16 protein-coding genes are annotated in these 20,708 nt (G+C 44.7%); 6 read left to right on the top strand and 10 right to left on the bottom strand.

Going from position 1 to position 20,708, the window contains the following annotated elements; translation table 11 throughout:
* Window positions 1-26: 26 nt before the first annotated feature.
* Window positions 27-431 (top strand): DUF6934 family protein, encoded by a 405-nt coding sequence (locus tag B5X68_RS03170; protein ID WP_082213203.1) that lies wholly within the window; start codon window positions 27-29, stop codon window positions 429-431.
* Window positions 432-442: 11 nt separating this feature from the next.
* Complete coding sequence (locus B5X68_RS28785) at window positions 443-613, top strand: hypothetical protein (RefSeq protein ID WP_170916563.1); 171 nt, start codon at window positions 443-445, stop codon at window positions 611-613.
* Between the two features lie 24 nt (window positions 614-637).
* Here the strand turns inward: B5X68_RS28785 and B5X68_RS03165 are convergent, their stop codons facing one another.
* The 3 genes from B5X68_RS03165 to B5X68_RS03155 all read right to left on the bottom strand — a co-directional run bounded on the left by B5X68_RS03165 (window position 638) and on the right by B5X68_RS03155 (window position 6,941).
* Window positions 638-3,022 carry an ABC transporter permease gene (locus tag B5X68_RS03165; protein WP_082213202.1) on the bottom strand — a complete coding sequence of 795 codons (2,385 nt, stop codon included), beginning with the start codon at window positions 3,020-3,022 and terminating at the stop codon, window positions 638-640.
* 172 nt (window positions 3,023-3,194) lie between these two features.
* Window positions 3,195-6,257, bottom strand: coding sequence for a sensor histidine kinase (locus B5X68_RS03160; protein WP_170916562.1), 3,063 nt, complete (start codon window positions 6,255-6,257; stop codon window positions 3,195-3,197).
* 51 nt (window positions 6,258-6,308) lie between these two features.
* Window positions 6,309-6,941, bottom strand: coding sequence for a response regulator transcription factor (locus tag B5X68_RS03155; protein ID WP_082213200.1), 633 nt, complete (start codon window positions 6,939-6,941; stop codon window positions 6,309-6,311).
* Between the two features lie 175 nt (window positions 6,942-7,116).
* Here B5X68_RS03155 and B5X68_RS03150 point away from each other — a divergent pair, with 175 nt between their 5' ends.
* From B5X68_RS03150 to bla, 3 genes are all read left to right on the top strand, one after another.
* On the top strand, window positions 7,117-7,527 hold the full coding sequence (locus B5X68_RS03150) for a response regulator (RefSeq protein ID WP_082213199.1): 411 nt from the start codon (window positions 7,117-7,119) through the stop codon (window positions 7,525-7,527).
* Window positions 7,528-7,535: 8 nt separating this feature from the next.
* On the top strand, window positions 7,536-7,913 hold the full coding sequence (locus B5X68_RS03145) for a hypothetical protein (protein ID WP_082213198.1): 378 nt from the start codon (window positions 7,536-7,538) through the stop codon (window positions 7,911-7,913).
* Between the two features lie 96 nt (window positions 7,914-8,009).
* The gene (gene bla / locus B5X68_RS03140) at window positions 8,010-8,744 is read left to right on the top strand and encodes a subclass B1 metallo-beta-lactamase (protein ID WP_082213197.1); all 735 of its coding nucleotides are present in this window, start codon (window positions 8,010-8,012) and stop codon (window positions 8,742-8,744) included.
* On the opposite strand, the gene B5X68_RS03135 is transcribed toward bla, so the two are convergent.
* The 7 genes from B5X68_RS03135 to B5X68_RS03100 all read right to left on the bottom strand — a co-directional run bounded on the left by B5X68_RS03135 (window position 8,745) and on the right by B5X68_RS03100 (window position 19,237).
* The gene (locus B5X68_RS03135; RefSeq protein WP_082213196.1) at window positions 8,745-11,165 is read right to left on the bottom strand and encodes an ABC transporter permease; all 2,421 of its coding nucleotides are present in this window, start codon (window positions 11,163-11,165) and stop codon (window positions 8,745-8,747) included. It abuts the gene before it with no gap.
* Window positions 11,166-11,178: 13 nt separating this feature from the next.
* Window positions 11,179-11,673 (bottom strand): methylated-DNA--[protein]-cysteine S-methyltransferase, encoded by a 495-nt coding sequence (locus B5X68_RS03130; protein WP_082213965.1) that lies wholly within the window; start codon window positions 11,671-11,673, stop codon window positions 11,179-11,181.
* A gap of 409 nt (window positions 11,674-12,082) precedes the next feature.
* The gene (locus B5X68_RS03120; protein WP_229208262.1) at window positions 12,083-14,110 is read right to left on the bottom strand and encodes a YjbH domain-containing protein; all 2,028 of its coding nucleotides are present in this window, start codon (window positions 14,108-14,110) and stop codon (window positions 12,083-12,085) included.
* On the bottom strand, window positions 14,019-15,056 hold the full coding sequence (locus tag B5X68_RS03115; protein ID WP_082213194.1) for a hypothetical protein: 1,038 nt from the start codon (window positions 15,054-15,056) through the stop codon (window positions 14,019-14,021). Before B5X68_RS03115 ends, B5X68_RS03120 begins: the two co-directional genes overlap by 92 nt.
* A gap of 42 nt (window positions 15,057-15,098) precedes the next feature.
* Window positions 15,099-16,460, bottom strand: coding sequence for an exopolysaccharide biosynthesis polyprenyl glycosylphosphotransferase (locus B5X68_RS03110; RefSeq protein WP_082213193.1), 1,362 nt, complete (start codon window positions 16,458-16,460; stop codon window positions 15,099-15,101).
* 309 nt (window positions 16,461-16,769) lie between these two features.
* The gene (locus B5X68_RS03105) at window positions 16,770-18,014 is read right to left on the bottom strand and encodes a WcaI family glycosyltransferase (RefSeq protein WP_082213192.1); all 1,245 of its coding nucleotides are present in this window, start codon (window positions 18,012-18,014) and stop codon (window positions 16,770-16,772) included.
* A gap of 68 nt (window positions 18,015-18,082) precedes the next feature.
* A complete protein-coding gene (locus tag B5X68_RS03100; RefSeq protein WP_082213191.1) occupies window positions 18,083-19,237 on the bottom strand; it encodes a glycosyltransferase in 1,155 nt (384 codons plus the stop codon).
* Window positions 19,238-19,738: 501 nt separating this feature from the next.
* On the opposite strand from B5X68_RS03100, the gene B5X68_RS03095 reads away from it, so the two are divergent.
* Window positions 19,739-20,704 (top strand): phytanoyl-CoA dioxygenase family protein, encoded by a 966-nt coding sequence (locus tag B5X68_RS03095; protein ID WP_082213190.1) that lies wholly within the window; start codon window positions 19,739-19,741, stop codon window positions 20,702-20,704.
* Window positions 20,705-20,708 lie beyond the last annotated feature (4 nt).

The raw sequence follows: 20,708 nt of genomic DNA, 5'->3' as shown, positions 1-20,708 counted from the left end.
AAGTTTGCGATCCAACGTGACTTTATTTGGGCGCTGCGTCTAAATGGGTATGTAAATTTAAACACACCTATGGACAAACCTTTTTATCAGATGACCCACATATTTACACACTTATACTTGCTAATGTGCTGCCCAATGGCTCTTTAGATATAAAAACTGTCAGTAATAATGGTGATATGAGGAAAATCCTTGTTACTGTTTATAAAGCAATCGAGATCTTTTTGTCTAGTGAACCTTCTGCCATCATCGTGTTTTCTGGCAGTTCGGATTCTCGTACCCGGCTATATCAAATAGCTATTTCAAAAGAACTAGTGCTGCTAAATGGGCGTTTTAAAGTTTATGGAGTTTCAAATGAGGGTTTCGAATTCTTCCGCGCGAATCAGCGGTATCGAGCTTTTGTTATTTCTTCAAAAAATACTAACATTGTATAAATCACATCAATATGGCAATTGCAACTAAATCAAATAAAGCGAAACCTGCTGAAATAGAGGCAGGGATTTACGCAACTGCAGAGGAAGCATCATTCGCTAAATATGGTGATCTGTTGAAAACGATAGAGCGGCTAAATATTAGGGTGATTCTTGAGGAGAAAGACAAAGGTCATAAAGCCTGAAGATTTGCTCTATTTTCACCAGGATCATTCCGACCTCAACGACTTTACCGGATTTGCCAGCGCGGCTTTTAGTGATTGGTAAATTACCGTTAGCCAGCAGATTACTAGTGTCAGGATGCAGGCGGCGATGAAGACCCAGGGTTGGATGCCGGTTTTGTAAGGGAAGCTTTCCAGCCAGCGATGCATTGAATACCAGGCGATTGGGATGGCAATGGGGAATGAGAAAAGTACGAGGCGCGTGAAATCTTTGGATAGGAGCAGGACAACGCTGGAAACAGAGCCTCCCAACACTTTCCTTACGCCAATCTCCTTTACGCGCTGCTCGGTGGTAAATGTGGCCAATCCGAACAAACCCAGACAGGCGATCAAGATGGTTAATGCTGAAAAGGAAGTGAAAATCTTGCCTCTCAACTCGTCGGCATGGTAGGCTGACTCGAAATCCTGATCCAGAAAGCGATACTCAAACAGCCGATCCGGGTATATCTCCGACCATTTTTGACCAATAAAAGCGAGCGTGCCGGCCGTATTTTGAGTCTTAATTTTGACATGGATAACCGGGTTAGCGCGGCGATAGATCATAATCAGCGGTTCGATAGGATTGTACAGCGATTGCTGATGGAAGTCTTTGATAACTCCCACAACCTGAGCCGTCGGTGGTGGATTTTTACCGTCGGGCGGAACAGTTCCCAGCATAATTTTCTTTCCAATCGGTTCTTTCCAGTTCATCCTTTTTACCGCAGCTTCGTTAATCAGCACACCATTGGATGTGTCTGCTGGAAAATCTTCCGAAAAATCTCTGCCCTGAACCACTTTCATGCCCATTGTTTTGACATAATCATGATCGATGACTGTGGGTTTAAATGCCATTTCCTTCATTCCGGTGCTGGATTCAACCGTAAAAATGACCCTTCCGCCAATGTTGCTCACAGGTGAAGAGGCCGATGCGGCGCTTTGAATGTTGGGGTTATCAACAAGCAGTTTTCGGAGCGCATTGTATTTATCTTTTGACTGGTTTCCCTGATAATCAATTGTTAAAACCTGATCACGGTCATAGCCCATGTCTTTGTCGCGCATGTAGTTAAGTTGTTGATAAACAATCCAGGTGCAGATCAGCATGACCAGTGAAATCGAGAATTGGGCGACTACCAATGCTTTCCTGAAAAAACTATTTCCCCTCGCTTTGAATGAACCCTTCAAAACTTCTGCCGGCTCAAATGCTGACAAATAAAATGCGGGATAACTGCCGCTGACCAGGCCGGTGAAAACCACAATAGAAAAACCAATCAATAAAAACTGAGGACTTATCAGCTGAATATAACCAATCTCCTTGCCAGAAACCGTGTTGAAAAACGAAAGCAATGCGGCCACTAAAATGAGACTCGAAACCAGGGAGATCATTGTGATCAAAACTGATTCCGTCAGAAACTGAGCGATTAACGCACCTTTCAGAGACCCCATCACTTTCCGCAAACCCACTTCCTTTGCGCGTTTGGCAGACTGAGCAGTAGCAAGGTTCATATAATTAATGCTCGCAATAAGCAACATGAAAAATGCGACGGCGCTGAATGTGTATACATAACCAATATCACCGTTCGTTTCGCCATCCAGCTTGGAATGCAGGTGAATGCTCGTCAACGGCTGCAGCCTGTAAGTAATGTGAATGCCCATGCGTTTGAACAGGCTCGACATATATTTTTCGTATAACTGCGGAAAACCGGCTTCTAATTGCTTGATATCGGCATTCTTTTTGAGTAAAAGATAGCTGTTGATATAAAAACCACCCCAGCCATCTGCATTGCGCTGATCAGAATTGAGTGACATCAATGCGTTGAATGTGAAATGCGAATTCTTTGGAACGTCTGTAATCACGCCGGTGACTTTGTAAGAAGTCGTGTCGTCGGTGCGCAGGACCTGGCCGAGAGCGCTGTTTTTTCCAAAAAAGCGGGCTGCAACTTTTTGGGTCAGCACAATGCTTCCGGGCTCGTCGAGTGCGATTTTTGGGTCTCCTTCAATGAATTTGTGCGTAAAAACATCAAAAACCGTGGAGTCAGTTGCGTAAATGTCTTCCTCATAAAAACGTTTTTCACCTTGCCTGAACATTACCCGGCCATTTCCGAAAAACCGCACGTAACTTTCAACAAATGGATAGTCTTGTTTAAGCGTTTTCACAAGTGGCGGTTGCGTGCTTACCCAATTGTTAATCTTGTCTGGCTCAGTGATATAGGAAACGATGCGATAAATCTGCGCTGATTTCTCGTGGTGGCGGTCGTAACTTAATTCGTCGGTAACATATAAAAGCAGCAACATGCCACAAGTCACACCAATGGTAAGACCGAGAATGTTGATAAGGCTGTAAAACTTATCTTTTACAAGATTACGGAATGCGAGAATCAAGTAGTTTTTTAGCATGGCTGAGAGGGAAATATGAGGTTACAGACGGCTAGCGCAACTTCTGTGCCATGTATATAATGTACTGTAAAACAGTATATTATGATTTGTTTTGTGTCCGAAACTGAACATTTTTGTGCGCTTGCGAACGTCGGGTTGCTGCCGGATATCAGGCACACGACAGACCGGATGATCAGCCTTTTCCCTGATTAAATATCAGCCGGACGGTAGTATGATTACTTTCGTTTATCGACGCAACAATGTTGATACGGAGCAGTACGCATAAATCTTTAACGATGACAAGTCCAATGCCTTTTTGTTCGGGATAAAGGGAAATTTTGAGCCATTCCTCGTATGATCGGTAGGATTTATTGAGCCATTTCATCAGATCCTCGGGCATGCCAGTGCCGCTGTCTTCGATGATGATCTGTTTTTTGCCTGCTATAATGTTCGAGGAAATGATGATTTCGGATGCACTTATTTTCAATGCATTATCCAAAAGGTTATGGATCACAATGGATAGTAGGTTCGGATCGCTCCACACTTCAAAGCCTGGTTCCACCTCGTTTTTGACGGTTACACCCCTGGATCTGGCTATTGCTGCAAACAGTTCACAAATTCCCTGGACCATTTTCTGCGCTTCCACGCGGCCCATCTGTGTCCGTGAGGAGCTGTTTTTGTTTTGAATTTTGATGTAATCCAGCAAGTTTTTGGTTAACGTCCCGATTCGCTCAGACGTGTTCAGGGACTCATCACTTAGTCTCGTAATCAGCGAATTACTATCTTCCTGTTTGTGCAAATAAGCGTTAATTTGCTTTAATGAATAGCCTATATAATGCAAAGGGGTTTGAATATCATGATTGACAGCCGCCACGATCTGGCTGATAACCCGATAATGTCTGACCAGATTGTCCTTTCGCTCTTTTTTGACAAGGTAACCCGTTCGCCATTTCACTGCCATGAAGAATAGCCCGAGGACAAGAAGTGCGAGCAGCGACCGAAACCACCAGGTTTCAAACCACGCTGGCGGAATATGCAAGGTGATGGTTTTGTAAGTGTAATCATTCGTTTTAAAGCCATTTACCTTACGGATAGTGAGCCGGTAATTTCCATACGACATTTTGGGTATTGGAATCGTAAAATCTGCATTTACAGGAAACCATTTCTCACTCCTTCCTGAGCGCGACAAGGAATAATGCATTTGAATGTTGTTAACATGTCCCAGATAGGGCGTTGTCACCTGCAATCGCAGTTGCTCGAAATCACGCGGGATTCTGAGTGTATCCGTAACCTGGATATCTTTGCCGTCGAGATTGGCTGACGTAATAAAAATGCGTTTTGAGGGAAGTTCCGCTTTTATTTTGTCTGGATAAAACCACACGAGGCCGTCCATGGAAGGAAGGGACAATACGCCGTTCGCCAACCGGACGGAACAGGGCTGGCAGCCGCCATTGAACTCATTTGTCGCAAAACCCTGACTTTTGTCGTAGTAGAGATAGTAAACCAGATTCTTGCTATTCCTGGCATAATCCAATAACTGTTGCTTTGCAACCTGAAACAATCCCCGATTCGTATTGATCCAGAAAAACCCTTTTGCGTCTTCGGTTATGCAATGTGCAGTGGCTAAAAAGCGGTCCTTATCCAGCGGGAACTGGATCAGTCTATTGTCTTTTAATAAAAAAATCCCGTTGCCATAAGTCGTAATCCAGGTTCCATGGGTGGTTGTGTAAAAACTGCGGATAGTCATTTTATTGAAATTCGGCAGTTTCTGAACCTTCTTGGTTCGCACGTTAAACGTGAAAACTCCTTTTGTTCCACCAATGAAAAGAATTTCCCCGGCTCCCTGTCCCATGATAGACACGCCGCCGAATGGCGCTCTCAGAATCAATTTTGCGTGGTATTGCCCGCCTGATTCTTCCATTTTGTAAAGCGCATTATTTTCGCTGCCTATCCAGAGCCTGTGCTGCTTGTCGATAAAAAATGCTTTGGCATTGTCTTTCAATTTAAGTTGCAGAAGCACTTTTTTTGCCGTTTTGTCTAACTTAAAAAGATTATATCCGATCCCAAACCAAAAGGAGCTGTCCGGATTCATGGCGATGGAAAACTTGTAACCAAAAGCTTCCATGAACGTTGAAACCCTTTCCGCAACGGTCTGCGAACCTTTGGAATCAAGCCCAAGCTGATAGCCCTGCCCGGTAATCACGGAGTGCATTCCGGCAGGCTTTTGGGCATAAAAAGCATTATCGGCGTCTTTGGAAGCCAGTTTCAAGGTTTGAAAATTTTTGTTTTTTATTAAGAACAACCCTTTTGTGCTGCTCCCCAACAGCAGCGCTCCGCTCGTTCTGTTGTAATGTGCCGCGACGATATCGAGGTCCGGGAAATCGTAACCCTCCAGTATGAGCCTGGTGGTCAAGCGTCCGCCGAGAGTTTCTTCGAGGGTGTAAAAACATTTGTTTAAGTAAAGAAATGCACTTTTGGCCACATTATTCCAATAGAGCTTAAAGTTTGGTTTTCCATTGGTATACAACTTGTTATAAATAATGTCCCCGTCCGGAAATTGTGCTTCACTGGTTGCGTTTTTGGTAATTTTAAGGATCGTTCCTGCCGAATCAAGCGCGTAAGGATGAGATCCTATGAGGAAAAAATTCTTGAACGATCCCGCAGATGAATAAATAAGTTTCCCGTTTTGGTAACAGGAAACGGTTTTTTGTTTCCATATAAAAAATGTCTGGCTGTCTGAAACGGCGAAGTAATGCTCAAACATGGGGTTGCTGGGATATTGCTCGGGCACGCTTCCCAGCATGCTGTTATGCCGCACGTTTTTGCCGGCAAAAGGATCAGTAAGCCGGTATTTTCCATAAAAAGTAGTATTCGATGTAACAAGGCCATTATTCATAACGCCAATGTATTGATTGTCCTCTGTCAGTCCGTAAAACTCGTAAGCTGGGTTGGCATTCCGGCCGGGGAGCGCTGGAACGAAGCCACGTATCCGGTTACTTGAAATCGGCAGGTTAGACCGGTCAAAAGTCAAAAATTTCTGCCCATCGAATCGCACCACGCCTGCTTCCGTTGTAAGCCAGTAAAAGCCGTTTTTGTCTTCCATAACCGCTTTTACGCTGTTTTGAGGAAGGCCATTTTCATCGGTAAAATGTTGCAGGCGATACGCCGGAAGTTCCTGCTGCTGCGCGTCGGTGCGGAAAGCAAGGAGCATCAGACAGAGAAAGCACCGCAAAACCATGACCGGGGAGATTCTCATTCGGGCGTCAGTAATGGCCATTTCAAATTAAGAGAATCCGGCTCTCGGAAGTTACCCGTTTAATTCAAAATATCTCGTGAGTTCGATAATATTGCTGACCCCCAGTTTCTCGAAGATCTTGGCTTTATAACTGCTTACCGACGACGACGAGAGGTGAATGTGCTCGCTTATCGCTTTGGTAGAGAGTCCTTTGGACAATAATCTGGCTACTTCCAGCTCTTTGTCGGTAAGTTTGTCAGCGATGGATTCCTGGGGCCCTTTGGTATTGAAAAGCTGCCCGAAAACCTGTTCCATAACCGAAGGGCTTGCGTAAATTTTTCCGCTGATTACGCTGTCAATGGCCTGCTTAAATTCATCGTTCATCGCCGTTTTGGAAATGTATCCGTTCGCACCGGCTTTCAGGAATGGCAATGCATAGAGTTGCTCGTCGTAGCTGGAACAAACCAGGATCGGGATCTGAGGCTGCTTCATCCGCACGGAGCTGATCATGCCCACTTTGTCGCCGCCGGGCAGATTAATGTCCATGATCAGCAGGTTGTATTTCTGCTTTTCCAGCAACGTCAGCGCTTTATTGAAATCGCCGGTTGTGGTTACGACGGCCGCAGGCATATGTTCCATCAACAAATGCTGAATTCCCATTAAAATCAGGGGATGATCCTCGGCCACGATAATCTCGATGCTCATTGGGAACGTCAGTATTGATGAAAATAAGGCTGTTTGTTTAACAATATTATGAAAAATCAGTCATAGAATTAATTTGGTGGGCTGTTTAATTTTTTTAATCCTCAAATAACATTTTTCAATAATCAATTCAATTTTTTCTTGTGTCGCTAAACGCTATACGCAATAGTTTTGCGCCATGAAAATTGCGTTAATAGACCAGCATCCCGTCCTTCGTTCTGGGATGCGCATATTCCTCAGGAGTCATTTCCAGAACCTCACAATGCTTCAAACATCGTGCCTGCAGAGTTTCAGCCAGGGCGATGACGACGATTCTTTTGATATCATCATTATCGGGATGACCGAGGAAGCCAATGGTATTGATAATGTCGCCTTAAAGCGCATTATGCGTGAAAATCCTGAGTCGTCTTTCGTCGTATATGCAGGAAAGTTGCAGCAGGAACTAGCTGTTTCGCTCATGAACGAAGGCGTTAGTGGCTATCTATTAAAGAGAAACCATCCCGATGAACTCGTGAAATGTATTCAAACGGTTGTAAAGGGTGATAAATATCTCTGCAAAGAAGTGCAAATTCCAATGGACGTATACTGAGCATAGTTATGAATAAAAACTGCCAATTGCTGGGTCTGCTCGCTTCGCTGTTACTTCTGGCAGCAGGTGTCTTCTTCTTGAACGAAAATATGCATTCCAGTCAGCTTGCTTTACGGAGCAGACATTCCAATCCGGTGCGGCTTTACATTCGCAGGGAAATTAAAACAGACTTATATAAGCCGACGGATGGTCCTCAGCCGCTTACAGGCTGGGAAATGAGCGGAGTGGGAAACAGCAGCAAAGAAGGAATGATGCAAACCAAAACGTCAGCACCATCGGACCACCGGACTAAAAAGGGATCAGCCGACAGCACGCAAGCAGGGAACCGCGAAAAGGATTTGGATAGCCTCGCTTCAGCAAACCGGGATTCTGCCGCTTCAAAATAATCTTTCGTTGTTAAAACATCTTTTTTGTCGCGTTTAATTTGGTTAAGCAAATGAATTCATTTTGTTTTACCAAAACCAAAAAAACGACACGCAACGATGAGACAACTCCTATTTTTAAGCCTTGCATTATTTCTCTTTTGCTGCAAATCAGCAAAAATTTCTGACAAAAGTTTTAGCAGGGAAGACATCATTGTGGAGCAGGTCAAACCGAATGTTTACCGGCATATTACTTATTTTCAAAGTGAGACATTTGGGAAAGTGCCTTGCAATGGAATGGTCGTTTTTGATAAAGGGGAAGCCATTATTTTTGATACGCCTGTCAATGATTCTACTTCTTCACAATTGATCAGTTGGGTACAGGATAGCCTTGATTGTAAGGTGATCGCTATCATTGCAACGCATTTCCACGAAGACTGTGTGGGTGGCCTGAAAGAGTTTCACCGTCTCGGAATCCCGTCGTATGCTGAAAACAGGACCATTGCTTCTGCCAAACTAAAAAACTTCCCGACGCCTGAAAAAGGTTTTGATAACAAACTTGCGCTCAAAGTGGGCGACAGGGACGTTGTGACAGAGTTTTTTGGCGAAGGACACACCAGGGACAATGTTGTCGGTTATTTTCCAAGCGAAAAAGTAATGTTCGGAGGATGCCTGATCAAGGAAATCGGTGCTGGTAAGGGTAACCTGGAAGACGCGAACGAAAGCGCCTGGTCCGCTACGGTAACCAAGTTGAAACAAACATATCCGGACGTGCAGGTCGTAATTCCAGGCCACGGAAAATCGGGTGACACAGCCTTATTGGATTACACGATCAAGTTATTTGAGAAAAAGTGATCAGTCTGATTTGAGCGATTTTACCGGATTTAATGTGGCTGCTTTGATGGCTTGATAACTCACTGTCAGCACGGTTAAACCCAACGCTGCCAATCCGGAAACGGTGAATATCCACCAGGGTAATGTTGTGTGATATTGATATTTAGCGAGCCAATTCGTCAGGAAGTAGTAGGTTAGGGGTGTAGCAACAAGTAATGAGGCGGCGATGAGATACACGAATTCTTTTGATATCATGATCCAAATGTTCATGATCGTCGCGCCAAGGACTTTGCGGATACCGATTTCCTTGGTGCGCCGCTCAGCGGTGAATGCTGCCAAACCAAATAGGCCCAGGCAGGAGATTAGAATGGCCAGCACGGCAAAAAAGGTTACCAGCTTTGCAACCCGTTGTTCCACAGCAAATTTTAATCCGTATTCCTGATCCGCAAACTTGAAATCGAAAATGGCGTCCGGCAGATGCTTTTTGAAAACGGACTGGATCTTTTCCATCGCGGCGGCAGTTTCAGCGCCTGATTTTATTTTGAGATAGAGGAAATTGGGCGCGTAAGTCATGAAATAAATCGTTTGCTTGACCTGCGCGAAGGGCGACTGCATGACCATATCATCAATTACGCCCACAATATGGTACTCATCATCGTTGAATGTAGCATCTTTCCATCGGATCGTTTTGCCAATCGGATCTTTCAATCCCATGTATTTTACAGCCGATTTATTCAGGATTACTGCCATAGAGTCTGCGGGAGCATCTTTTGAAAAGTCTCGCCCTTCCCTCACATGCCAACCTACCGTGTTTCCATAGCTGTGAGAAGCGGCTATGACAGCGAAATTTTCCTGCAAATCCGCAGGTTTCCCAGCCCAGAAAAATCCGCTTGCATTGGACAGCACATCCGTCATGGGGCCGGAAGACTGGGCGACGTCCGAGACATAACCACATTGTAACAGATCATTTTTCAATGCTTCAAGCGGGCCGCTTCCCCGAGGCATCTGCACATTGATAAGCCCGTGGCGTTCATAGCCCACGCTTCTGTTTTGTCCGAACTGGAGCTGGCGGAAAACAACGATTGTGCCGATAATCAGAGAAACAGACACCGTAAATTGTAAAATGACCAGAACTTTTCTGGGTAGTGAGGTAATGTTGCCAAAAGGCACATTCCCGGATTTCAATATTTTTGCCGGTTTGAAGGAGGACAAATAAAATGCAGGATAGCTTCCTGAAATGACGGACACAGCTCCACAAAAAGCAAGGATCATCAGCCAGACAACCGGCTTGGTCAGCAAGCCGCTATCTTTTACAAATTGCAGATTTTTATCAGAAACAGTATTGAAATAAGGCAATGCTATTTCTACCAGGAAAAAAGAAATAAGCAATGCAATGGTAACAGTTATAAAGGATTCAAACAAAAATTGATAAATCAGTTGTGAACGCATGGAACCAACTGCTTTCCGAACGCCTACTTCACGGGCCCTTTTTTCGGAACGAGCCGTGCTCAGGTTCATGAAATTAATGCAGGCCAATAATAAAATGGCAATGCCTACGACGCTGAATATGGTTACATAAGTGATGTGGCCGCCTGTGTTAAAGCCATTTTCCCAATCACCAAAAAGGTGCCAGCGTTCCATCGGATGCAGTAACAAAACTGGTTTCAGGCTCGCTTCCAGCTTGTTATCTTTCACGCGTTTCAGCATTAGCCCGCTAATTCGTTCAGATACCGACTTAATGGTTGTTTTGGGCGCAACTTTAACGAGTATTTCAAATGTTTTGATGCCCCAGTTGTCTTTCGCTTCACCAACCCACTGCCTCCTTTTGGCGCTTATAAACAGTTTCCACGGCGCAATGAAGTCAAGATCCTTATACTCGGAATTATCCGGAAAATCCTGATACACGCCCGCTACTTCAGCGCTCAGCTCATTGTCAATCAGGATTATATTGCCCACGGCGCTATCGTTGCCAAAAATAGACTTTGCCGCAGATTCAGATATAATGACGGATGCAGGATTTTCCAATGCTGCTCTGCTGCCTTTGAGCATTTTAGGAGATAGAATGTGTGCGCCTTCCGGTTCCATGAAACGACCTTTGCGGCGAAACTTGCTTTCACCAGACAAAATATCGTAATCGTCGCTGCTCCAAGATATTGCTACTCGTTCCAGATCCTGTTCGTGACTATTCCGAAGCTCCGCAGCGAGCGGAAAAGGCATATTGGGCGAAGTAATGACCTTCCCGTTTTGTGTAGAATTCCACATCACCCGCGCAATGCGATCACTGCTTTCAATGTTTTTGTTGAAATTCCATTCATCCCAAACCCACATGGAAATGAGCAATGCAACAGCCATTCCAATGGCTAAACCTGCAATGTTAATGAAGGAATAAGCCTTATTTCTGGCAAGTCCCCGGAAAGCGATTTTCGCGTAGTTTCGTGTCATATCAAGAGCAGATTTAGTCCCACAAACTAAGTTGAGCCTGTGGTCGTTCGATTTCCAGTAAAAGCGTTTTGTTCGATAATCCTCCTCCAAAACCCACCAAGTTTCCGGTGGCGCCGATCACCCTGTGGCAAGGTGCAATAATGCAGATCGGATTTTTGTTGGCAGCTCCGCCTACTGCGCGCACCGCTTGCGGGTTGCCTATCTGCCTGGCAATGTCGCCGTAAGTTCTGGTTTCGCCGAACGGGATGGTGAGTAATGCTTCCCAAACTTTTTTCTGAAAGGCTGTTCCCTCAAAATCGAGAGGAAGTGAGAATGTTTGCCGTTTCTTGCCAAAATACTCATTGAGCTGCTGCTCCGTTTCGAGCAGGATAGGGTTGTTATTATCTTCAATACCAGGCTTTTCCCGTTCTTCCCGATCCCAAATTACAGACGATAAACCTTTGTCTCTGGCCACCAGCAGTAATTTTCCGACTGGCGAGTCAATGATTTTATGATAAGTCTTGTTCACTGTCAAACTTATTGATGGCTAATGGTGGTCCAATGTCGAAAATTTTGTTGGAAGATTTTTATTAAATATAATATTGCGGCATTAGGCATCCAAAATCAGCTCTTTATGGCTTTCTGCATGATATTTGTTCTTGGCGGAAGTTCGGCAACATTTACTCCGCATGCCCAAAAACCTTTCAAGCTTAATGTCATCTTCAAAACATACCCTTACCAACTTAATAATCTGGTAAATAAGCCGCGTACAAAGATTTACAAGCCGGCCTCGAAGCCAAGCTTTCCGAAAGGTTAAGAAAACAAGGACCAGTTTCTGCCAGCGGACGAATACATGAAATTGTGGAATTGCACATACGATTATAAGGACAGCCTAAGGCTGCAGTCGTATAATTCGGAGTTGGGGCGCTAGGGGCTGTTCACTTCTTCCCATACTGCCGGTTCAGATACTGACTGTGGTATTGCCTCAGCTTTTGATCGAGTTGGTAGCCGGTCCGGTAACGTTCGCCTATGCGGTAGCCTCTTGTATAATTGTATTCCCATGGAAATTCACTGGTGGTTCTCAGCCTGACGTGTTTGCCGTTCAGCAGTTTGCCCGGGAATAAGGGGATTGCGAAGTTGAACCCGATTGTGGAGCCATTGCTGGTTGTCATGGCGTAAAAGCCAATTTCGATATTGGTAAACTGCCGGAGCATATCGAGGCGCACACCTGTGTCACCTGCCAGATAGCGGCCGCCTGACACTTTGAATGTTATATCGGGATTGGAAAGCAGGTAAGCAGCATCCAGGATGAGCAGCAATTTTTCCATATTTCCGTAATAAATTCCTTTATTGGGATAGTAGTAATCGCCGGTCAAACCCGCTTCCACACCGAATGACCAGGGACGCTGCAGATTGGCGCGGCGATATTGAATGTTGACTCCATATTGATCATTCTGAAAAAAGCCGGCCGATGCACTGATATGGTTGTGGTTTTTTGAATAAAACTGGTTTACAAAAACCGGTGAAGGGCGGATCTTTTTAGGACGGTTATCAAGATCATTAACAATCGGGAAAAGTATTCCAAAATCCAGCGACATTCCTGGCAGCAGGAATATCTGGCTTTGGATCGCAACGCTCGTATTGCTTTGAATAGGCTTATCAAAGTTTCCAAAAATTGCATTGAAATAAGGCTGGATCCAAAAGTGCAGGCTATAACCGTTTCTGTGCAGCGGGAATTTACTTCTTTGTTTTTGCCTTTCTCTCACCGCATTGCTAACCGGACTGAATTCAAGTTTCTCATTCAGCTTGTACTGCCCCATAGGTATACCCTGGAACATTGGCACAAAACGCATATTCGCCGAATCCGCAAAAAGTTGTTTGAGCTGGTAAAGGGCAGGAAAGGGGTTTCGGTTTAGTCTTTGTTCGTAGGAAATGATCCCTGCGCTGTCCAAGGCTACATTCTCGAAATTCCCCCGTAGCTTGCGGTAACCGGGATCAATGATAGCTGCTTCGGATTTATCAGGTGTTTGGACATTATCCTGATTTTGTTTTTTGCCCAAAGAAAGCATTCGCTTGGATTGCTTCAAAAGCGATAAGTTGTAGGCGCTGCCAAAAGTGATTTGTTCACCATTTAAAACGGCGGCTTGTATTACCCAGTTTTTCAATGCCCTTACATAAACACCCGCATTGATATTCTGCGAATCATACTCAAGCATGAACCCTACCTTGGACCTGAATGTAAATGAAATGCCCCCAAACGGGCCTTCAAGATAACGTTTGTGATAGGCGTAATCTTCTTTTTTCTCAAATGCCATATTGGCAAAAAGGCCGTAATTATCGAGTGTGCTTCCTTTTCTGTATACGTGATAAGGGCTTCCATAACCAGCGGTTACTTCTGCTTCCCATTGTTTTGCCACGCTAAAATGTTTCGTCGCGACCAGGGCATGGGTTAAAAGGGTGGGGCTGATGCTGGTAGGCGTAGAGGTAATAAAAGCCAAAGATGGGCGGCTCTTGCTTTCTTTCATCAACAGATACCGAAAGTCGAGCTGCCGGTCTCCCAGGCCGAGTTTCACCGGATTTGCAGCGGTGGAAAATAATTGTAACACATTGATATTGATATCGAACCGGGGCAAAACCGTCAGGTTCATGGATAGGACCCTTCCCGGATTTTGATTGTCTGAATTAAAACCGTAATTACCGGGAAAAAAGTGCAGCCCGACTTCCATATTGCCATCAGGGACATAGCGGGCAGTAGGGATGTAAATTAGTCCGGGTTTGCCGGAAATATTTGACTGCGCAATGACTTCACCGCAAATAAAAAGGAGAAGGGTTGATAAAATACCAACCCTACTCAATAAACCGAAATATTGATTCCTAATTTCCTCCACCTTGATTATGACAGCTTTCGACAAGTTTAGCTTTTGATTTTTCTGCTGCTTCAAGCGCAGTTCCGTATGCGTTTTCAATTAAAAGTTTGTTGGCATCATGTGCATCTGATGCGCTTTCTGTGCCAGCAGTTCCTTTCGCTACGCAGGCCTGAAGGTCGGCTTTGGAAAGCTCGTCCAGCGATGTCAGGTAGGCAATGAGCTGTAACCCCACTATACCTTTAAGCGGCAGATAATCATCGCCTAGCAAGTCTTTGTTTGCATCCAGCGCAGCATTCAACTGGTCGGCAAGCGTTTCTGCTGTTTTGATAATTGCAGCGTATTTTGCTGGTTCGCTGGCCGTACATGCGGCTTGCGCGTCACCGATCAGCTTTACTTCGGTGTCATATTTTTCTTTTGCAGAGGCAAGTAATTTCAGGCGGGAAGCGTCCAGCTTCGCTTTGGACTTCTCAAATTCGGCTTCCGCAGCGATCAGGCAGGCATCATCAGCGAGGGTGCCTTCGAATTTCTTAGCCGGGCCACCTTCAACAGCTCCCGTCCGAAGACCCTTGATTTCTTTACCAGCAACAGTCGGCAATGTTACCTTGGGGAAGTAAATAGCCATTTCAGGGCTGGCGCTGGCGCGCGCAAGTATCGCTGTGAGGTCTGCGGGGAGTTTTCCCGTTGTGCCTGCGGCGTCAAGAACTTCCTTCTTTATGGATACCAGTGCGGATATTTCTGCTTTGGTAAAAAACGTAGCGAACTTGTTTGCGGATGCCTTGACATTCGCAGGTTCAGCCCCACCCGCTCCCATGCCAGCGATCTCGGTTCCGAGCGTGGTAACGGCAGGTGACAGCGTAATGGCGGCATCGGTGGAGGCAACGGGCGCAGGATCGGTTAGCTTAACCTGTTCTACGTCAATTTTGGCAAGTTCGTCCACCAGTCCCTGATCCGGTGTGAGCGGTTCAGCATCTTTGTTCTTACATCTGTACATTACCAGCGTCAGCACCAGTATACATACCATCAGGGTAAAAGTTCTTTTGATCATCGTTTTTATTTAAATAGTTGAACTGTTTTTTAAGTTTAATTTTTATCTGCCACGTCCCATCAGCATTACCTGGATCGTTTGCATAATCAGCATCACATCGGTAACCATGCTGTATTTGGTCAGGTAATTCAGATCGTGGCGGAGCCTTTCGACATTTTCCGCAATATTGGAAGCATATCCGACCTTGATCTGCCCGATCGAAGTGATGCCTGGTTTTACAGTGAGCAAAGTCATGAACTCCTGCGGCACTTCCTGCATAAGCATATCTACATCATATCTGAAAAGGGGCCTGGGGCCCACGATGGACATATCGCCCTTGAAAACATTCAGGAATTGGGGAAGCTCATCGAGGCGGCTGCGGCGCAGCAATCTGCCAAGCGGGGTAATGCGTGGATCGTGATCGCCCTGGGAATGTTTCAGGCCAAACTTGTCGGCATCCTGGTACATTGTCCTGAATTTGATCACTTTAAAAATCTTTCCCCAGCGCCCTGAGCGTTCCTGCAGGAAAAATACGGGTCCTGGCGAGGAAATGGCCACCAATCCCATCAGCAACACGAATATCGGTGCGCCAAAGATCATGACCAAGGTTGAAAATATCAGATCAAATGTGCGCTTGACGGTTTCGTCCTGCAAGCCCGAAAATGGTTTTGTATTCAGCTGGATAATAGGGTATTGATCGTGGTATTCGATGGTCGCGAGATTGTTAATAAATCCGCCAAAATCCGGAACCAGACGAACCTGCGCTTTTTGATGCTGTGCGAAGCGGATCACGCCTTTTACCAGCATCTCATTCATATCCGAAAGACAGCAATAGATAAAGTCAGGCTGGGTTTTTTGAAGAAAACGTTCTAAAACCGCAACTTCATCTTTGTCTTCCCCAACCTCGTAATTGCCGCACTTTTTATAACCAAGCTCTTTTCTATCATTATAGAAGCCTTCGATCAGCCCAGCCACTTCACCTTTGCCGATCACGGCGTAGGTTCTCATGTTGTATCCAGCCTGCCGGCAAAATAAAATAAATGCCCAGATCAGCGCCCTGGCGATCAAAGCACTCGAAACAAATATGGCGTAGGTGAGTAAAAACTGTGTCCTGGAAACAGCGCCTCCCTGTTGACTGAAGTATAGAAAACCGAGGATAAATGAGACGTGGATAACGCAGGCTTTCATCAAAATTATTCCCTGACGGTATGGTATATACGATATGCGATTAAACTGATACGTCCTGAAAACATACGTCGTAAGGATCCATAATAAATTCCCGATCAGTAACAAATTGGTGTACAAATGGTCGGGAACCTGAATTTCAAATCGGATGTAATAAGCGACTGCAAAGGATACGTTGAACATCAGCAGGTCCGTCCATAAATGTATTTTTGGCAAAAGCCCTGTGTAGCGATTTTTCATAAAATCGTTGTCAAAATAGTTATTAACCTGACGTAGCTTTTATAGAATTAACTTTGTTTAGTACAAAATAGAAGATCGGTTCCCGCAATATCGGAATGGCATGCCGGGACAAAGATATATGTAGAAAATATCATAAGTCAGGTGTTTTGGAAGGTTTAAATAATGACAAAAAATTGATTGGGTGGGGGAGCCCTGGCATCAACTGTTACACCAAATATACTTTTTAAATAATTAACTATCAAGTGTATAAAACTAATTTCTCATTATTTTAATGTTCATATCTAAATCTTGATGACAAGCATTGCATTTTCAGGCTGTTGCCAGAAGGTTTGTTTCAAAATTACCGATGATGGTGTTTTTAGTCAGGTATTTCTGGGCATATGCCCGTGCATTGTTTCTTAGAATATTTAAATCCTCGTGTAAAGCCGTTTCTATTCCCTGCGCCAGTGCCGCCACATTTTCGGGTTCAATCAGAATGCCCATTCTGTGGTTAGTGATCACGTCGTGCAAAGTAGTGCCCGGCACCGCCGATACGATCACACACCCGGCAGCTGCGAGTATACCCGTAAGTTTGGATGGCATAACCAGGTCCGAAGCAGATTTTTTTTGCAGAACCAGGTGAATATCAGCCATTGCGAGCAAAGCTGAAAGGTTTTCATACGGTTGCAATGGATAGAATTTAACATTGCTCAATCCCAGTTCCTTCGCGCTTTTGATCAATTTGTCTCTTCCGCCACCCGAACCACAAATCACAAAATGAATGTTAGACTGTTCTTTATACAGTTTCGCAACTTCAATAATAATTTCCAAACCTTGCTTTTCACCGAGGTTACCCGAGTACAAAACCACTTTATCGTCGTTATTGATACCGAACTCTTTCCGCAAAGAAAGTTCACGGCTCAGCGGGCAAATAAGCCCGGAGTCAACCCAATTGGGAAAAAGGATCACCTTCGAAGTGGCGATGCCTTTGGCCTGGATTTTACGCTGCATGCCTTCGCTAATGGTTGAAACCTGCCCGCCCCAGTCAAAAATGGCCTTTTCAAGTGCGAACATTAGTTTTAGAAAATGTCTGTTTTTGATCATTCCAAGATCTTTTGCCACATCCACCTGCAAATCCTGTATGTGGTTAATAAACCTTACGCCACGAATTTTGGCATACAAAAGCGGTAGGATGCCAATGTGGAACGGCGGGCTGATGCAAAGCACCACATCAAATTTCTTTTGAAAAAGGGTCATAAACCACCAGGGCAAAATGCCCAGCAGAAACGAGAATTCGTGCAGTATCCTTTTTATAGAGGTCACATTTTTAGGGACATACAACGGACATCGGAAAACTTTTACGCCATCCAGCACCTCCCTGGTCCACCATTTTCCTTTATGCGATGGATGCACTTCCCAATCCGGATAGTAAGGATGGGCGGTGATCACATTTACATCATGTTCGTGTGAGGCGAGCCAGGCAGCGAGCTCTGCAGTATACTTTCCTATGCCTGTCAATTCCGGCGCGTAGTTGATGCCATAGATCAAAATACGCTTTTTTCCATTAGCGTTCATTGGCTTTTTCAATGTCTGGTATAGTTAGAAGAGTTTGCGTAAGGCAATAGCAATCTTTGGGGATGTTTTCAGGCGAGTACTTTGCCCAGTTTGCCTGCCGCTTTTTCCACCGAAAAATCCCCCAAAAACGCCTTCCTGGCTTTGGAAGACATAAGGGCTCTTTCTGTTTGCGAAAGCGACAACCAGCTGACAAGTAAATTCCTGACACCGTCGGAGGTATCTTTTTCTACCAGACCTCCGCCGTTATTCTTTATTTCACGCCAAATATTCACCTGATCGGAAATCAGGACCGGCCTGCTGCATGCCATGGCTTCTACAACCGCAATCCCAAAATTTTCCTGGTGACTCGGCAATAAAAATGCTTCGCAACCATAAAATGCGCCCCATTTTGCGGGACCGGAAAGCATACCGGGGAAGTAAATTTCCTTATCATACAGCGCTTGTTTTTTTATACTTATACCGAATGGAGTATCCATTCCGGGTCCGGCTATGACCAGCGGGGGGAGATCATAACCTTCGGATTTCAGTGACAGATAGGCGTCAACAAGTAGATTGACTCCTTTTTTTTCGTCGATCCTGCCCAGAAATAGCAGATATCCACGATTCTTAATGTTGCAGGCTTTGTTAAAAGCTTCCTGCATTTCCAGGGTGTATGGTGGCGGCCGATGCACGCCAAGTCCGACAACCATTTCAGATTTTGGGAAATAAGGGCTGAATGTCTGCCGGGCGAGTTTTCTCTCTGTTTCGCAGGTGAAAAAAATTCCATCCGCTAGGTGGATGATCCGGTGTTCTAAAAATTTCCAGATCAACCAGTTCCGCAGGCTTTTAATCTCTCTGCCTTTCGCCTGTTGGAACCATGGGTCAAGCATTCCGTGTGGCATTACATAAACCTTCGGGCGCTGACCATTGATAGTGTTAATTGCTTGATAAACAGCATAAGTATGATGTTGCCATAGCCCATGAACAAGCACCGCGTCGTAATGCGCCAGGTTCTTGTTCAGCCAGCTTTGCAACCCTGCACTGAACTGCCACGCACTTTTTCCAGGGCCTGTAAAGTGGATAGGGAACGGATCGTTCGTTTCATGGTTGCCCAACTCCGCACCGACGCTCACAACCTCGCTGTAAATACCCTGGTCGGTAAGTCCCCCGATCATCGTCCTTATGGCCTGGCTTATGCCTCCGGCTTTCGGATCCATTCCGGATACAACATGGATAATTTTCATTTTTGACAAAGCGGTTCCATAGCAGCTGATCGGGGAAATCAGCGCATACGATGATAACGTATACCCAGAAGCGTTTTAAGTTTCTGAGAAAATTTTTAATGAAATTTCCAGAACAGGCTTAGTAACCTGTCAGGAAATTGACAATCAGGATCAGACTTTGTAAATGGGATAAAAGACTAAATATTTTCTTTGGCCTGAGAAAATCAAATTGCTGCCGGGGGATTAGAGACAGGCAAAATAATAAGGGGGATCAGGCCCGGAATTCAATATCTAATTTAGTGATTATTGGTCAGTTTTAAAGGAAAATGGGGTGAAATGCTTGATTTTAGGGGTGAAAAAACGAAAAACAAACGAGCATTTTTTGTATGGCTTATTTTGAATAAAAAATAGGGTATTTCCTGTAAAGTATTCCAAATTATTTTATTATATTTATCTGAATATCAATATGATATAGTCAATCTGGTGAGTTATCGAATTTGCATTTATCCTAAATTTCAATGTATGGATTCACTCTTATTTAATGATGCTTTCACTAGGCTTGAAGCTGAAACAATTGCGCATGAACTGAAATACGGATCGGGTTACCATATTTTTGAAAAAGCACTTTCTCCGGAAGCTGTCACTGCCCTTACCAACATTGTTTCACGCGATTCGCTGCTTGTTAATAGTAATAACCTGGGATATGTGAGAGCTTACTGGACAAAATATCTTTCGCACACCCTTGCGCTTTCAAAAGAATGTTACGATATCATTACATCGGAACGGATCCGGGGAATTTGTCGTGATTTTTTTGATAGCCCATTCAAAATCAGTAATCAAAGAATCTACGAAACGCATACGCGATCTCATCTTCCCTGGCACACCGACAATAACCTGCAAGCCGGAAATGCTTATAATGGAAAGCACGACCTGCCTGGTATCATGTTCCTGTTTTACCTTTCCGATGTCTCGGATACCAATCCTTTTCAATTGATCGCCGATTCATATAAATGGTCGGAACAAAATACTGAGCGTTTTTTTTCGGATAAGTTCATTGAACAAAACTACAAAGATGACATTGTGACCGTCCGGGCGCCAAAAGGATCATTGATTATCTGCAATACGCACCTGATCCACAGGGCGGAACCATTTAACCGGCCGGGTTTTAAACGACTAACTTACCTTTTCCAGATCGATGAAATCTCCACCCAGCATGAAGGGCACGGTGAAAAAATCTTGCTTAATCCTGCATTTGTGAGCGAAACCAGTCCCGAAATCCTCACTTATCTTGGTTTTGGAAGCAAGGCTGAATATCCTGCTTTTCCCGAAACTTCGGTGTCCACTATGTTGCCGAACGATATCGTTTCGTTGCAAAAAGACATTCTTCCAAAGGCTGTAAAAGGCCTGGCATTTTCATTCGCCCGGCGTATAATCCCCGGCTCCATCGTCAACGCAATCAGAAAAAAAATTCATAAAGGCTCTATTTAATTAA

The sequence above is a fragment of the Dyadobacter psychrophilus genome, assembly GCF_900167945.1.
Lineage (GTDB): Bacteria > Bacteroidota > Bacteroidia > Cytophagales > Spirosomataceae > Dyadobacter > Dyadobacter psychrophilus.
Note: the sequence above shows the minus strand (reverse complement) of the source record. Positions and strands in the feature narration are given on the sequence as shown.

What these genes read in the sequence shown, in the direction of transcription:
- B5X68_RS03105 (WP_082213192.1), bottom strand. Translation starts at nt 18,014, where the DNA reads ATGAACGCTAATGGAAAAAAGCGTATTTTGATCTATGGCATCAACTAC.
- B5X68_RS03155 (WP_082213200.1), bottom strand. Translation starts at nt 6,941, where the DNA reads ATGAGCATCGAGATTATCGTGGCCGAGGATCATCCCCTGATTTTAATG.
- bla (WP_082213197.1), top strand. Translation starts at nt 8,010, where the DNA reads ATGAGACAACTCCTATTTTTAAGCCTTGCATTATTTCTCTTTTGCTGC.
- B5X68_RS03145 (WP_082213198.1), top strand. Translation starts at nt 7,536, where the DNA reads ATGAATAAAAACTGCCAATTGCTGGGTCTGCTCGCTTCGCTGTTACTT.
- B5X68_RS03110 (WP_082213193.1), bottom strand. Translation starts at nt 16,460, where the DNA reads ATGAAAAATCGCTACACAGGGCTTTTGCCAAAAATACATTTATGGACG.
- B5X68_RS03150 (WP_082213199.1), top strand. Translation starts at nt 7,117, where the DNA reads ATGAAAATTGCGTTAATAGACCAGCATCCCGTCCTTCGTTCTGGGATG.
- B5X68_RS28785 (WP_170916563.1), top strand. Translation starts at nt 443, where the DNA reads ATGGCAATTGCAACTAAATCAAATAAAGCGAAACCTGCTGAAATAGAG.
- B5X68_RS03160 (WP_170916562.1), bottom strand. Translation starts at nt 6,257, where the DNA reads ATGAGAATCTCCCCGGTCATGGTTTTGCGGTGCTTTCTCTGTCTGATG.
- B5X68_RS03095 (WP_082213190.1), top strand. Translation starts at nt 19,739, where the DNA reads ATGGATTCACTCTTATTTAATGATGCTTTCACTAGGCTTGAAGCTGAA.
- B5X68_RS03115 (WP_082213194.1), bottom strand. Translation starts at nt 15,056, where the DNA reads ATGATCAAAAGAACTTTTACCCTGATGGTATGTATACTGGTGCTGACG.
- B5X68_RS03165 (WP_082213202.1), bottom strand. Translation starts at nt 3,022, where the DNA reads ATGCTAAAAAACTACTTGATTCTCGCATTCCGTAATCTTGTAAAAGAT.
- B5X68_RS03135 (WP_082213196.1), bottom strand. Translation starts at nt 11,165, where the DNA reads ATGACACGAAACTACGCGAAAATCGCTTTCCGGGGACTTGCCAGAAAT.
- B5X68_RS03100 (WP_082213191.1), bottom strand. Translation starts at nt 19,237, where the DNA reads ATGAAAATTATCCATGTTGTATCCGGAATGGATCCGAAAGCCGGAGGC.